Below are 13,792 nucleotides of genomic sequence, written 5' to 3'. Positions count from 1 at the left end.
TTGCTTACGCGTTGCCCATACTGCGCACCAACCCGCCCCCCCCCCAGTAGGTTCAGCAGAACCTGCGCTGCGAGGGGGCTTGTGCTGCCTAATGGGTCATAGTCGGGGGCGACTTCGACAAGGTCTATGCCGACGATCTCGTGTGATTGGGCCACGTGTTGCAGCAGCTCCAGCACGTCGTGGTAGACGCTGCCGCCGTGGCTTGGCCGCGCCTGTGCGAGGGTGCGACGCAGAGGGGCTTGGCCTTTGGCCCTGATGGGCGTAAGGCTAGGCCATATATTCGGTAAGGAGAATGTGATGCGGTCCAAGACAGGCTTTGGCGAGCAAACGCCACCTGCGATTTTCTCGTTGATTTTGGGGCTTTTCGGGCTGGTTCTGGCGTGGCGCGCGGCGGCGAACAGCTCTGTTGTGCCTGCGGGTATTTCCGAGGCGCTTTTGGGCGGGGTTGTTGGTCTTTTCCTGATTGCCACGGTGGCCTACGCCCGCAAGCTGACGCGGCGGGTGGGCACGTTGATTGAAGATATGCGGATTTTGCCCGGGCGCGGCGGCATGGCGGCTTTTGCTGTGTGTTTCTCGGCTTTGGCCGCAGGGCTTGTGGCGGTTGCGCCGCTTTGGGCGGACAGGCTGCTGTCTGTGGCGCTTGGGATGCATCTCTTCATGGCGCTCCTCGTGATCTATGTCCTGGTGTCAGGCCCCAAAGAGCAACGTCAGGTGACGCCTTTGTGGCACCTGAGCTTTGTCGGCTTTATTGTGGCGGCGGTTTCGGCTGTGAACCTTGGCAAATATGCTTTGGCCGAGGCGCTCTTCTGGTCTGCGGTTGCAATCGCGGTGGCGATCTGGCTGGTGAGCCTTGTGCAGCTGGTCAAACGTGTGCCGCCCGCACCTTTGCGCCCGATGCTGGCGATCCACCTTGCGCCTGCGTCGCTGTTTACCACGGTGGCCGTGGGCTTTCCGCCTGAGGCTTTCCCCGAGATGGTGCTGATGGCGCGGGTCTTTTCGGCTGTGGCGATTGTGATCTTGGTGGCGCTGCTTGTGTCGTGGAAGTCTATCACCGAAGCGGGCTTTAGCCCGATGTGGGCGTCGTTTACCTTTCCGCTCACAGCTTTTGCGGCGGCGATGCTCAACTTTGCCAATGCAAGCGGCGGTGCGTTTGAGCGTGTGGTGGGCGGTGTTGCGCTGGCGGCTGGCAGCGTGGTGGTGCCCTATGTTGCGGTGAAGGTGATCCGGATGTGGATGACAGGGCAGCTCGCGCTCAAGACCAATGCGGCCAAAGCCTGACTTTAGACTTTCCCTCACAGGCAATGCATGAAATAGGGAGGCGTCAAACGAACCCTGATTTGGAGATGTCCTATGGAGATTCGTGAGGCGCTGACCTTCGATGATGTTTTACTTGTTCCTGCGGCTTCGAGCGTATTGCCGAGCACCGCAGACACGCGCACATTTGTGACGCGCAATATTCGCATGAATATCCCTTTGCTCAGCTCGGCCATGGACACCGTGACCGAAGCGCGCATGGCGATTGCTATGGCCCAAGCGGGCGGCATCGGGGTGGTTCACAAGAACCTGAGTGTTGAAGAGCAATCCCGCGAAGTGCGCCGTGTGAAGCGCTTTGAGAGCGGGATCGTTTACAACCCTGTGACCTTGACCGTGGATCAGACGCTTGCCGACGCCAAGGCGCTGGTAGAGCGCTACAACTTTACCGGCTTCCCCGTGGTTGACCACGAGGGCCGTGTTGTGGGCATCTTGACCAACCGCGACATGCGCTTTGCAAGCTCGGATGATACGCCTGTGCACGCGATGATGACCTCTGAGAACCTTGCCATGCTGCAAGAGCCTGCCGAGCTGGAAGAGGCCAAGAGCCTGATGCGCGCCCGCCGCATTGAAAAACTGCTGGTGCATGATGGCAGTGGCAAGCTCACAGGGCTTCTGACACTGCGCGACACCGAGCAAGCCGTGCTCAACCCGACCGCTTGCAAAGACGAGCTGGGGCGCTTGCGCGTTGCGGCGGCCAGCAGCGTGGGCGACAGCGGCTTTGAGCGCACCGAGGCGCTTGTGGATGCGGGCTGTGATATTGTTGTGATTGATACGGCGCACGGCCATTCGGCGGGGGTTATCGAAGCTGTGAAACGGGCCAAGGCGCTCTCAAGCTCGCTGCAAGTGATTGCCGGCAATGTGGCCACGGGCGAAGCTGTGCGCGCGCTGATTGATGCGGGCGCTGACGCTGTGAAAGTGGGCATTGGCCCCGGCTCGATCTGCACCACGCGGATGGTGGCAGGTGTGGGCGTGCCCCAGCTGACCGCCATTATGGACAGCGCTCAAGCCGCAGGCGATGTGCCGATCATTGCCGATGGTGGCATCAAGTTCTCGGGTGATTTTGCCAAGGCCATCGCGGCTGGCGCGTCATGCGCCATGGTTGGCAGTATGATTGCGGGCACCGATGAAAGCCCCGGCGAAGTGATCCTGTATCAGGGGCGCTCGTTCAAATCCTACCGCGGTATGGGCAGCCTTGGCGCTATGGCGCGTGGCTCGGCTGACCGGTACTTCCAGAAAGACGCTGCAAGCGACAAACTCGTGCCTGAGGGTATCGAGGGGCAGGTGCCTTACAAAGGCTCGGCCTCGGCTGTGGTTCACCAGCTTGTGGGCGGCCTTCGGGCGGCTATGGGCTATACAGGCAACGCCACTGTGGCGGATATGCGAAAAAACTGTCGCTTTGTGAAGATCACGGGGGCAGGGCTGAAGGAAAGTCACGTCCACGACGTGCAGATCACACGCGAGAGTCCCAACTATCGGGTGATGTGATGACTCCAGCTGCACGTGTAGCTTCGGCCAGTGAAATTCTGGATATGATCCTTGAGGGGACAGCGGCTGAAAAGGCGCTGACCACCTGGGCGCGTGGCAGCCGCTTTGCGGGGTCCAAAGACCGGGCCGCTGTGCGCGACCATGTGTTTCAGGCCCTGCGCTGTATGCGCAGCTATGCCGCCCTTGGCGGTGCAGAGGTGCCAACAGGGCGCAGCCTGATGCTGGGCGCATTGCGCGCAAATGGCACGGATTTGGCCAGTATCTTCTCGGGGGAGGGCCATGCGCCCCAACCTCTGAGTGAAGACGAGCTCGCAGGCGGGCGCGCGGCTGTTGCGGGCGCTGAGGCGGCGGATATTCCTGATTGGCTCTGGCCGGAGTTCGAGGCGGCCTTGGGCGCTGAAGCGGGGGCTGAAGCGGCTCTGATGCGCGAGCGTGCCGATGTCTTTTTGCGGGTGAACACGGTCATGGCGACAGTGGCTGAGGCCCAAGCGGCCTTGGCTGAGGAGGGGGTTGTCACAGAGCCCCATCCGCTCTCGCCCACGGCCCTGCGGGTTGTGGAAGGTGGGCGCCGCGTGCGGCTGACCCATGCGTTTGATGACGGGTTTGTCGAGCTGCAAGACGCGGCCAGCCAGGCTGTTGTGGATTGGCTGCCGCTTGAGGGCACAGCGCGTGTGCTTGACTATTGCGCAGGTGGTGGCGGCAAGAGCCTGGCCATGACTGCACAGACCGATGCACGGATTGTGGCCAGCGATATTGCACCCGAGCGCATGAAAGACCTGCCAGCGCGCAGCACGCGCGCAGGTGCGGCGATTGCGATCAGAACGCCGGAAGAGCTAGCCGCGGAACCTGCCTTTGATCTGGTCTTGTGTGATGCGCCTTGCTCGGGCTCTGGCGCATGGCGCCGTGCGCCCGAGGGCAAATGGCGGCTGACAGAAGAGCGCCTGCAAGAGCTTGGCGAAGCCCAGCTCGAGGTGCTGAAAGCCGCGCGGGGCCATGTGGCTGACGCGGGCACATTGGCCTATGTGACCTGCTCGATTTTGCGACGTGAAAATGAAGAGATGGTGGCACGGTTTGAGGCCGAATGCCCTGAGTGGGTGTGCACATCCAGCCAGCGCTGGCATCCGTCTATGGGCGGTGATGGCTTCTTTGGCGCACTATTTGCGAGAAAGAAAGTATAGGGTTACACTTTTTAAGTGAGTTTTTTCCAGTCAGGTCTTAATCTTGGGTTAACGCTTTGTGGCGTATACCCGCGTGAGCCTAGAATGGAGCTTAAATTTTGTGAGCCACATCGCTTTCACCCCTGACACGGCGACCAAAGTGTCGATGCGGCTTGTGCCGCGCGCGTCTACTTTGCTGCTGCTGGCCTGTGCCGCGTTCGGCTTGGCCTATCTTGCGCCAACTATGCCGCTCAGGCTGGGCGCGGCTGTTGTGGGCTCAAGCCTGTTTTTCCTGATGGTGATCAGCGTTGCGGTTTCGCTGCGCTTCCAGATGCTGAACAAACGTGGCCAAAAGATTGTTGCTGAATTTGTGGCCCATGATGCGGCGTCTTGCTTTGTGGCTGATGATGTCGGCGCGATCTGGTACTTTAACAGCACGGCGATCGAGAAGTTTGCCGACAAGCCCCAGACGGTTGTTGCTGCGCTCTCAACGCTGGTGAGCAGCCCCACGGGCCTTGTGACGCGGCTCTATATGCAGGCCACGGCTGTGGGTGCGGCCAAAGAAGACATTGTGCTGCAAGACGCGCATTTGCGTGTCTCTTGCCACCGGTTGCGGGACGGGGGCGCGCTCTGGCGTCTGGAAGATTTGCCCCCTGCGCGCGCGGAAAGCGGCCTCAGCGGCTCGGATGCCTTGCCTGTTGTCGTAGTGGGGCGTCAAAACACTGTTTTGTTCATGAACGAGACGGCGCGGCGGTTTTTTGGCGAGCGGGTCAAGACGCTGGACCGTATTGTGCCCAATCTGCCTGTCAAAATTGACCGCCTGCAAGAGGTCAACACCGAGAGCGGCACGGTGGCCTGTGTTGTGAGCGAGCTGTGCCTTGGTGCGGGGCGGCGCGAGCTGGCCTTTGTGCCGACGCAAGAAAACGTTGTTGAAATGCCTGAAAACCAGCGCTTTTTTGATGAGCTGCCTGTGCCGCTCTTGAAGCTTGCGCCTGATGGTGTGGTCATTGCCGGCAATAAGATGGCGCGCGACCTTTTGGGGCGGGAAGACATCATCGGGGAGAGCCTCGGGGTTTTGCTGGAGGGGCTGGGCCGCTCGATCAAAGACTGGTTGCATGATACGATTTTGGGGCGCGTGAGCCGCCAGTCGGAGTTTCTCAAGGTGCGGTGCAGCGACTTTGAGACCTTTGTTCAAGTCACCCTGAAGGCCGCGCGGGACGGAGACGAGCAGGTGCTCGTGGCGGTGCTGAACGATGCGACCGAACTGAAGACGCTGGAAGCGCAGTTTGTGCAGAGCCAGAAGATGCAGGCCATCGGCCAGCTGGCGGGCGGTGTGGCCCATGATTTCAATAACTTGCTCACAGCAATTACGGGCCATTGTGATCTTTTGATGCACAAGCGGGACGAGGCCGACCCGGACTATACCGACCTTGAGCAGATCAACCAGAATGCCAACCGCGCGGCTTCTCTTGTGAGCCAGCTTCTTGCCTTTTCGCGCAAGCAGACCCTGCGGCCCCAGACGATTGATGTTCAGGAGACCTTGTCTGACCTGACGCATCTGTTGAACCGCCTTGTGGGGGAGACGGTGCAGCTTGAGTTTGAGCACGCGGCCGACAGCCTGACCATCCGCGCCGACAAACGCCAGATCGAGCAGGTGGTGATGAACCTTGTGGTGAATGCACGCGATGCGATGCGCAAAGGCGGCACCGTGCGTATTCGCACTGAGGCGCTGACGCTCACAACACCTATGTCCCGTGACCGTGCCGAAGTCCCTGTGGGGATGTATGTGTCGATCAAGGTGATTGACGAGGGCACCGGGATTCCGACGGATAAGCTGCAAAAGATTTTCGAGCCGTTCTTCACCACCAAACGCACAGGCGAGGGCACGGGGCTGGGGCTTTCGACGGCTTATGGGATTGTGAAGCAGACAGGCGGGTTTATCTTTGCCGATAGCACGGTCGGCAAGGGCAGCTGCTTTACCGTCATTCTGCCAGCCCAAGACAGTGAGCAGCCCGCGGCCCCCGTGAGCCTGCCAGTCGCGGCACCCGCGGTTGAGGCGCGCAGCGACGCCACGGTTCTGCTGGTTGAAGATGAAGCCCCTGTCCGCGCATTTGCGGCGCGGGCGCTGAAGCTCAAGGGGTTTTCTGTGCTGGAGGCGGGCTCTGGCGAAGAGGCGCTGGAGATTGTCAAAGACCGCTCTGTGCACATCGATGTCTTTGTCAGTGATGTGATCATGCCGGGCCTCAAAGGCCCCGAATGGGTGCTGGAAGCACGCAAACGGCGCGGCAATGTGAAGGTTGTCTTTATGTCGGGCTATGCTGAAGATGTGTTCAGCGACAATGGCCTCGAAATCGAGAATTCAAGCTTTTTGCAAAAACCGTTTTCGCTGAGCGACTTGGCCGAGATGGTGCAGGCGGCCACAGCGGAGCCTGTCGAGATCAGTCAATAGAGGCCCAAAGCTCAAAGTCGGCGCGGCAGGCGGCCTTGAGGCGCGCGGCCAGCTCGGGCGAAAGTGTCATGTCCTGTTTGGGCGAGACATTCACTTTGGGCAGCGCGATCTCGACATCGAGCCGTTCTTGTAAAAACGCCACGCAAGCGTCCATATTCTCGTAGCGGAAATAGTGGCTGATCGAGGTGCCATTGGGGCGCGCTTCAACAAATTTGGCTTGCGAGCCGACATTGGCAAAGGCGGGGCGCGCTTCGGCCAGATAGGCTGCGACAAAGTCTTCAAAGCTCATATCCTGGGTCGAGACGGGTTTGCCGGCCAGAAAGGCGCGCTGGCGGTAGCGATACCAACTGCCAAGCCAGCTGACAGGCTCGCGGATGAGGGCGACGGTTGCCACATCTTCGCCTATGAACTTCTCGACCATGGGACGGAAGAATCGGTTGTAGCGGTAGACAGGCGAGTGCTTGAGCTCGGGAGGATCCAGAACAGCCATGGCAGCATGAGGCGCAAGAGCTGTTTCAAGCGCGGTTGTGCCTGTTTTGGGCACAGAGAAGAGCACAAGTTTGGCTTTTGAAAAGATCAGCATCTGCCTGCTTTCGTTTGTCTTTGAGCTGTAAACCAATCTTTAACCAGTTTCGCAAACAGTGACATTCATAAAATTTTTATTGATATGTTCCACTTTTGGTCTCATACAGAACAAGACAGGAACATATGCAGTGATTGCCGCTTGGCGGTGGGTGTGAAATAAGGACGAAGAACAATGGCAACGGCAGACCTTTTGAACATGAAAAACAAGCGCGACACAGACAAACAGAAGGCGCTCGACAGCGCGCTGGCCCAGATCGAACGGCAGTTTGGCAAAGGCTCCATCATGAAAATGGGGAGCGAAAACGCGATTCAGGAGATTGAATCGACATCCACAGGCTCTATCGGCCTTGATATCGCTCTTGGGATCGGCGGTCTGCCAAAAGGACGTATTGTAGAGATTTACGGCCCTGAAAGCTCGGGCAAAACCACGCTGACGCTGCATTGTGTGGCCGAAGAGCAGAAAAAAGGCGGCGTTGCGGCCTTTGTTGACGCCGAGCACGCGCTTGACCCGCAATATGCCAAGAAGCTTGGCGTGGATCTGGACGAGCTGCTGATCTCCCAGCCTGACACCGGCGAACAGGCGCTTGAGATTGTGGACACACTCGTGCGCTCGGGCGCTGTGAGCCTTGTTGTCATCGACTCTGTTGCGGCGCTTACGCCGAAGTCGGAGCTTGAGGGCGAGATGGGCGATTCAAGTGTGGGTGTGCATGCGCGCTTGATGAGCCAGGCGATGCGCAAGCTGACCAGCTCGATCTCGCGCTCCAACTGCATGGTGATTTTCATCAACCAGATCCGGATGAAGATCGGTGTGATGTTTGGCAGCCCCGAAACAACGACAGGCGGCAACGCGCTGAAATTCTACAGCTCGGTACGGCTTGATATCCGCCGCATCGGCGCGCTCAAAGACCGTGACGAAGTGGTCGGCAACCAGACCCGCGTGAAAGTGGTGAAGAACAAGGTCGCACCGCCCTTCAAGCAGGTGGAATTTGACATCATGTATGGTGAGGGCATTTCCAAGACAGGCGAGCTGCTTGACCTTGGTGTGAACCTCGGGATCGTGCAAAAATCGGGCGCATGGTTCAGCTGCGGCGATGAGCGGATCGGGCAGGGGCGTGAAAATGCGCGTCAGTACCTGAAAGACCACCCCGAGATGGCCTATGACATTGAAGACAAGATCCGTGCGGCACACGGGCTTGAATTTGATGGCAAGAAGCCCGAGCCGGCGAAAAAAGCCAAAGCCGGCGAAGACGACGACCTGCTGGAAAGCTGAAGCACGCTTCATTTGACTTGGAAAGCGCCAGAGCTGCAATGCTCTGGCGCTTTTGTCATGTGGACATGAGCTTGCGTGGCGGCTAAACCGTGACGGGTCAAATCATGTCGGAAAATCATATGCCAAGCCTTAACGAAATCCGCTCCACCTTCCTGAATTACTTTGAAAAGCAGGGTCACAAGATTGTGGCGTCCAGCCCGCTTGTGCCGCGCAATGATCCGACGTTGATGTTTGTCAATTCGGGTATGGTGCAGTTCAAGAACCTGTTCACAGGGGTTGAGACGCGTGATTACAACCGCGCGACCACCTCGCAGAAGTGTGTGCGCGCGGGCGGTAAGCACAACGACCTCGACAATGTCGGCTATACGGCCCGCCACCACACGTTTTTCGAGATGCTGGGCAACTTCAGCTTTGGCAATTACTTCAAGGAAGAGGCGATTGCCTATGCTTGGGAGCTGGTGACCGAGGTGTTTGGCATCGACAAGAACCGCCTCACGGTGACGGTTTACCACACTGACGATGAGGCGTTTAACATCTGGAAGAAGCTGGGCGTACCGGAAGAGCGGATCATCCGGATCGCCACCTCTGACAACTACTGGCAGATGGGCCCAACGGGGCCTTGCGGGCCGTGCACCGAGATTTTCTATGACCACGGCGACCATATTTGGGGGGGCCCTCCCGGTAGCCCCGAGGAAGATGGCGACCGCTTTATCGAGATCTGGAACGTTGTTTTCATGCAGAACGAGCAGTTTGAAGACGGCTCTATGCGCGACCTTGATATGCAATCGATTGACACTGGCATGGGCCTTGAGCGGATTGGCGCGCTTTTGCAGGGCAGCCATGACAACTACGACACCGACCTGTTCAAAGCGCTGATCGAGGCCTCTGCAGAGGCGACGGGTGTGGACCCGTTTGGCGCGCAAAACGTGCACCACCGCGTGATTGCCGACCATCTGCGCTCAACCGCGTTTCTGATCGCCGACGGTGTTATGCCCTCCAATGACGGGCGCGGCTATGTTTTGCGCCGTATCATGCGCCGCGCGATGCGCCATGCGCATCTTTTGGGGGCGAAAGACCCGGTGATGCACCAGCTTGTGCCGTCACTTGTGCGCCAGATGGGCGGGGCTTATGCCGAGCTTGGCCATGCGCAGGCGCTGATCGAAGAAACGTTCCTGCTCGAAGAGACCCGTTTCAAGCAGACGCTTGAGCGCGGTTTGAAACTTCTGGATGACGAGCTGGACGGGCTTGGCGAGGGGGCGGCGCTCTCAGGGCAGGCGGCGTTCAAGCTCTATGATACATTCGGCTTCCCGCTCGATCTCACACAAGACGCGCTGCGCGAAAAGGGCCGCGAAGTGGATGTTGACGGCTTTGAGGCCGCGATGGCCGAGCAAAAGGCCAAGGCGCGCGCGGCATGGTCTGGCTCGGGCGATGCGGCCGATGCGGCGGTATGGTTTGACATTGCCGATGATGCAGGCGTGACCGAGTTTCTTGGCTACGATACCGAAGTGGCCGAGGGGCAGGTGCTGGCGCTTGTGGTCGATGGTGCGCGCGTCACGAAGCTTGAGGCGGGCCAAGAGGGCTGGGCTGTGCTCAACCAGACGCCCTTTTATGGCGAGTCCGGTGGACAGGTGGGAGACAGTGGTTTGCTGCGCCGCCTTGAGAATATGGGGCAGGTGAGCCGCATAACCGACACGCGCAAGCACGCTGATGGCAAGGTCTTTGGCCATATGATCACCGTGGGTGAGGGGGGCTTGAGCGTGGGCGATACGGTTTCGCTTGAGGTGGATCACACACGCCGCTCCGCGATCCGTGCGAACCACTCGGCGACACACCTTTTGCACGAGGCGCTGCGCGCAGCCCTTGGTGACCATGTGGCGCAACGCGGCTCGCTGAATGCAGATGACCGCCTGCGCTTTGATTTCAGCCACTCCAAAGCGCTCGATCTTGCGCAGATCAAGCAGGTTGAGGCCGAGGTGAACGAGTATATCCGCCAGAACGCGCCTGTTGTGACACGGGTGATGACACCTGATGAGGCGCGTGAACTTGGCGCGCAGGCGCTCTTTGGCGAGAAATACGGCGACGAGGTGCGCGTTGTTTCGATGGGCCACGCTTCTGGCTCGGGCAAGGGCAGTGACGGGCACACCTACTCGATCGAGCTGTGTGGTGGCACGCATGTGCGCCAGACGGGGGATATCGGCCTGTTCGTGCTGCTAGGCGACTCGGCGTCTAGCGCGGGTGTGCGCCGCATCGAGGCGCTCACGGGCAAGGCTGCGTTTGACTATCTGTGCGCGCAGGATGCGCGGGTCGCGGAGCTGGCGCTTGAGCTGAAGACGCCAGCCGCAGATGTGCCTGCGCGTGTGAAAGCGCTGATGGATGAGCGCAAGGCGCTGGCCAACGAGGTGGCGCAGCTGCGCCGCGAGCTGGCGATGGCGGGCGGTGCGGCCTCGGGTGGGGCCGAGCCTGTAGAGATCAACGGTGTGAAGCTGATTGCGCAGGTGCTCTCGGGTGTTTCGGGCAAAGACCTGCCAGCGCTGATTGATGAGCATAAGAGCCGCCTTGGCTCAGGGGCTGTGCTGCTCATTGCCGATACGGGCGGCAAAGCCGCCGTTGCGGCGGGTGTGACCGCTGATCTGACCGATCGTGTCTCGGCGGTAGATCTAGTGAAAGCGGCTGTGCCTGCGCTTGGCGGCAAAGGTGGCGGCGGGCGCGCGGATATGGCTCAAGGCGGCGGTGCCGACGCGAGCAAGGCTGAAGCCGCAATTGCGGCGGCAAAAGCGGTATTGGAGGGATAAATGCCAGCACTTTGGATTGCACATGTGACCGTGACCGACCCTGAGCCCTATGCAAAATATGCAGAGCTTGCGGGGCCAGCTATTGCTGCGCATGGAGGTGAGTTTATCGCTCGCGGTGCGCGGTTTGTTCAGCTGGAAGGCAAGGAGCGCCCCCGCAATGTCGTGGCGAAGTTCCCCACGCTTGAGGCGGCTGTGGACTGCTACAACTCGGCCGCCTACCAAGAGGCGCTGTCTTTTGCCAAAGGTGCATCGGAGCGCGAATTGATGGTTGTCGAGACCAGCGAATGAGGCTGAGGCTCGCAGGCTTGGTGGCTGCGCTGTGCTGGCTTGTGCCACACACGGCGGTCGCCAACGACTGGGATGCGCTCAAGGCAGATGATGCGATTGTCCTGATGCGCCACGCGCTTGCGCCGGGGGGCGGTGACCCCAGCGGATTTCAGGTCGACGACTGCGCGACACAGCGCAACCTGGACGCGCGCGGACGGGCGCAAGCTTCTGATATTGGGGCACAATTTGCTGCGCGCGACATCGGGTTTGACACGGTCTGGACAAGCGCTTGGTGTCGGTGCCGTGACACGGCCGAGCTGCTCGATTTGGGTGCGCCTGAGGTGTTGCCGTCGCTCAACTCTTTCTTTGCGGGGCAAGGCGACCGTGCGGGGCAGACAGCTGCAACGCTGGCGACCTTGGCAGAGACAGGGGGGCGCAGGCTGCTTGTGACCCATCAGGTGAACATCACGGCGCTCACCGGGGTGTTTCCGCAGTCGGGCGAGGTCATCGTGACCGAGCTGAAAGACGGGGCGCTGCGTGTGACGGGGCGTATTTTGATAGAGCCGCCCAAGTAAGCCCTGACAACAGCGCCTACGAAAAAGCCCCGCTCGATTGAGCGGGGCTTTTTGTATCAGAGCTTTTTCGATTCGCGCTTGCGCTCGTGCGGGTCGAGGTAGCGTTTGCGCATCCGGATCGAGTTGGGCGTGACTTCGACCAGCTCGTCATCGTTGATATAGGCGATGGCCTCTTCAAGGCTGAGCGTGATCGGCGTTGTCAGGCGCACGGCTTCGTCTGTGCCCGAGGCGCGGACGTTGGTAAGCTTTTTGCCTTTCAGCGGGTTCACTTCCAGGTCGTTCTCGCGGCTGTGCTCGCCGATGATCATACCTTGGTAGATCTTGGTTTGCGCGCCGATGAACATTTTGCCACGGTCTTCAAGGTTCCAGAGCGCATAGGCCACGGCCTCGCCATCTTCCATGGAGATCAGAACGCCTGCACGGCGGCCTGGCATTGGGCCTTTGTGCGGTGCCCAGCCATGGAACACACGGTTGAGAACACCTGTGCCGCGTGTGTCGGTGAGGAACTCGCCGTGGTAGCCGATGAGGCCACGTGACGGAACATGCGCGATGATGCGGGTCTTGCCTGCACCTGCGGGGCGCATTTCAACCAGATCGCCTTTGCGTCCGCCCGTGAGCTTCTCGATCACGACACCCGAGTATTCGTCATCCACGTCGATTGTGGCTTCTTCGATTGGCTCCAGTGTCTGGCCGTCTTCTTCACGCAGCAGAACTTTGGGGCGGGAAATGCCCAGCTCAAAACCTTCGCGACGCATGTTCTCGATGAGAACGCCCATCTGAAGCTCGCCGCGGCCAGCCACTTCAAAGGCTTCGCCGCCGGGAGTGTCGGTGACTTTGATGGCCACGTTGCTTTCGGCTTCTTTCATGAGGCGGTCACGGATGACGCGGCTCTGGACTTTCTTGCCTTCGCGGCCTGCAAGCGGGCTGTCGTTGATGCCGAAGGTCACGGTGATTGTGGGCGGATCGATCGGCTGTGCGGGCAGGGCCGTATCAACGGCAAGTGCACAGATCGTGTCGGCCACGGTGGCTTTTGACATCCCTGCGATGGAGACGATGTCACCGGCTTGGGCTTCTTCGATGTCTTGCTGGGCAAGACCGCGGAACGCCTGAATTTTGGTGACGCGGAACTGTTCGATCTTTTGGCCAACACGGCTGAGCGCCTGCACGGTTGCGCCGACTTTGAGCTTACCGCTTTCAACGCGACCTGTGAGAACGCGGCCAACAAAGGCATCGGCGCCAAGCGTTGTCGCCAGCATGCTGAAGTCTTCGTCCTGACGCTTGACCTGCTTGGGCGCAGGGACGTGATTGACGATGAGGTCAAACAGCGCCGAGAGGTCTTTGCGCGGGCCGTCAAGCTCGTGATCGGCCCAGCCTGAGCGGCCTGAGGCGTACATATGCGGGAAATCGAGCTGATCATCGTCGGCATCAAGCGATGCGAAGAGATCAAAGCATTCATCCAGCGCGCGGTCGGGCTCGGCGTCGGTTTTGTCGACTTTGTTGAGAACCACGATCGGGCGCAGGCCGAGAGCGAGCGCCTTTGAGGTTACGAATTTGGTTTGTGGCATCGGGCCTTCGGCAGCATCGACGAGCAAGACAACACCGTCAACCATGCTGAGGATACGCTCGACTTCGCCGCCAAAGTCGGCGTGGCCCGGGGTATCAACGATGTTGATGCGCAGGCCTTTCCACTCAACCGAGGTCGGCTTGGCGAAAATGGTGATGCCGCGTTCGCGTTCGATGTCGTTGCTGTCCATGGCGCGCTCGGCCACATCCTGATTGGCCCGAAAGGCACCAGACTGTTTCAGAAGTTCGTCAACGAGGGTTGTTTTGCCGTGGTCAACGTGAGCGATGATTGCGATATTTCGCAGGTCCATGATAATTCCTTGGGTTGTTCGTTG

11 protein-coding genes are annotated in these 13,792 nt (G+C 59.8%); 8 read left to right on the top strand and 3 right to left on the bottom strand.

Features of this window, described 5'->3' with window-relative positions:
* Window positions 1–308: arginase family protein (locus ACTG3X_RS10495; protein ID WP_439111219.1), on the bottom strand; the 308-nt coding region annotated here is incomplete at its 3' end.
* On the opposite strand from ACTG3X_RS10495, the gene ACTG3X_RS10490 reads away from it, so the two are divergent.
* The 4 genes from ACTG3X_RS10490 (at window position 298) to ACTG3X_RS10475 (ending at window position 6,405) form a co-directional block, all read left to right on the top strand.
* A complete protein-coding gene (locus ACTG3X_RS10490) occupies window positions 298–1,278 on the top strand; it encodes a tellurium resistance protein (RefSeq protein ID WP_439111218.1) in 981 nt (326 codons plus the stop codon). The two genes, ACTG3X_RS10495 and ACTG3X_RS10490, sit on opposite strands and share 11 nt — an antisense overlap.
* 72 nt (window positions 1,279–1,350) lie before the next feature.
* Complete coding sequence (gene guaB / locus ACTG3X_RS10485; protein ID WP_439111217.1) at window positions 1,351–2,799, top strand: IMP dehydrogenase; 1,449 nt, start codon at window positions 1,351–1,353, stop codon at window positions 2,797–2,799.
* Window positions 2,799–3,977, top strand: coding sequence for an RsmB/NOP family class I SAM-dependent RNA methyltransferase (locus ACTG3X_RS10480; protein ID WP_439111216.1), 1,179 nt, complete (start codon window positions 2,799–2,801; stop codon window positions 3,975–3,977). The genes guaB and ACTG3X_RS10480 overlap by 1 nt, the downstream gene beginning before the upstream one ends.
* 100 nt (window positions 3,978–4,077) lie before the next feature.
* Complete coding sequence (locus ACTG3X_RS10475) at window positions 4,078–6,405, top strand: ATP-binding protein (protein WP_439111215.1); 2,328 nt, start codon at window positions 4,078–4,080, stop codon at window positions 6,403–6,405.
* Here ACTG3X_RS10475 and ACTG3X_RS10470 read toward each other — a convergent pair.
* The gene (locus tag ACTG3X_RS10470; RefSeq protein WP_439111214.1) at window positions 6,395–6,988 is read right to left on the bottom strand and encodes a gamma-glutamyl kinase; all 594 of its coding nucleotides are present in this window, start codon (window positions 6,986–6,988) and stop codon (window positions 6,395–6,397) included. The genes ACTG3X_RS10475 and ACTG3X_RS10470 overlap by 11 nt on opposite strands.
* 174 nt (window positions 6,989–7,162) lie before the next feature.
* Here ACTG3X_RS10470 and recA point away from each other — a divergent pair, with 174 nt between their 5' ends.
* From recA to ACTG3X_RS10450, 4 genes are all read left to right on the top strand, one after another.
* Window positions 7,163–8,260 carry a recombinase RecA gene (gene recA / locus ACTG3X_RS10465; RefSeq protein WP_439111213.1) on the top strand — a complete coding sequence of 366 codons (1,098 nt, stop codon included), beginning with the start codon at window positions 7,163–7,165 and terminating at the stop codon, window positions 8,258–8,260.
* Between the two features lie 119 nt (window positions 8,261–8,379).
* A complete protein-coding gene (gene alaS / locus ACTG3X_RS10460) occupies window positions 8,380–11,052 on the top strand; it encodes an alanine--tRNA ligase (RefSeq protein ID WP_439111220.1) in 2,673 nt (890 codons plus the stop codon).
* Window positions 11,053–11,340: a DUF1330 domain-containing protein gene (locus tag ACTG3X_RS10455; protein WP_439111212.1), complete on the top strand. Its 288-nt coding sequence runs from the start codon at window positions 11,053–11,055 to the stop codon at window positions 11,338–11,340.
* Window positions 11,337–11,894: a histidine phosphatase family protein gene (locus ACTG3X_RS10450; protein ID WP_439111211.1), complete on the top strand. Its 558-nt coding sequence runs from the start codon at window positions 11,337–11,339 to the stop codon at window positions 11,892–11,894. The genes ACTG3X_RS10455 and ACTG3X_RS10450 overlap by 4 nt, the downstream gene beginning before the upstream one ends.
* Before the next feature lie 56 nt (window positions 11,895–11,950).
* Here the strand turns inward: ACTG3X_RS10450 and typA are convergent, their stop codons facing one another.
* The gene (gene typA, locus ACTG3X_RS10445; protein ID WP_439111210.1) at window positions 11,951–13,768 is read right to left on the bottom strand and encodes a translational GTPase TypA; all 1,818 of its coding nucleotides are present in this window, start codon (window positions 13,766–13,768) and stop codon (window positions 11,951–11,953) included.
* Between the last annotated feature and the right edge of the window lie 24 nt (window positions 13,769–13,792).

Source organism: Lentibacter sp. (genome assembly GCF_965658795.1).
In the GTDB taxonomy this organism is placed as follows: domain Bacteria; phylum Pseudomonadota; class Alphaproteobacteria; order Rhodobacterales; family Rhodobacteraceae; genus Lentibacter.
Note: the sequence above shows the minus strand (reverse complement) of the source record. Positions and strands in the feature narration are given on the sequence as shown.

What these genes read in the sequence shown, in the direction of transcription:
- typA (WP_439111210.1), bottom strand. Translation starts at nt 13,768, where the DNA reads ATGGACCTGCGAAATATCGCAATCATCGCTCACGTTGACCACGGCAAA.
- ACTG3X_RS10450 (WP_439111211.1), top strand. Translation starts at nt 11,337, where the DNA reads ATGAGGCTGAGGCTCGCAGGCTTGGTGGCTGCGCTGTGCTGGCTTGTG.
- recA (WP_439111213.1), top strand. Translation starts at nt 7,163, where the DNA reads ATGGCAACGGCAGACCTTTTGAACATGAAAAACAAGCGCGACACAGAC.
- ACTG3X_RS10480 (WP_439111216.1), top strand. Translation starts at nt 2,799, where the DNA reads ATGACTCCAGCTGCACGTGTAGCTTCGGCCAGTGAAATTCTGGATATG.
- alaS (WP_439111220.1), top strand. Translation starts at nt 8,380, where the DNA reads ATGCCAAGCCTTAACGAAATCCGCTCCACCTTCCTGAATTACTTTGAA.
- ACTG3X_RS10490 (WP_439111218.1), top strand. Translation starts at nt 298, where the DNA reads ATGCGGTCCAAGACAGGCTTTGGCGAGCAAACGCCACCTGCGATTTTC.
- ACTG3X_RS10470 (WP_439111214.1), bottom strand. Translation starts at nt 6,988, where the DNA reads ATGCTGATCTTTTCAAAAGCCAAACTTGTGCTCTTCTCTGTGCCCAAA.
- guaB (WP_439111217.1), top strand. Translation starts at nt 1,351, where the DNA reads ATGGAGATTCGTGAGGCGCTGACCTTCGATGATGTTTTACTTGTTCCT.
- ACTG3X_RS10455 (WP_439111212.1), top strand. Translation starts at nt 11,053, where the DNA reads ATGCCAGCACTTTGGATTGCACATGTGACCGTGACCGACCCTGAGCCC.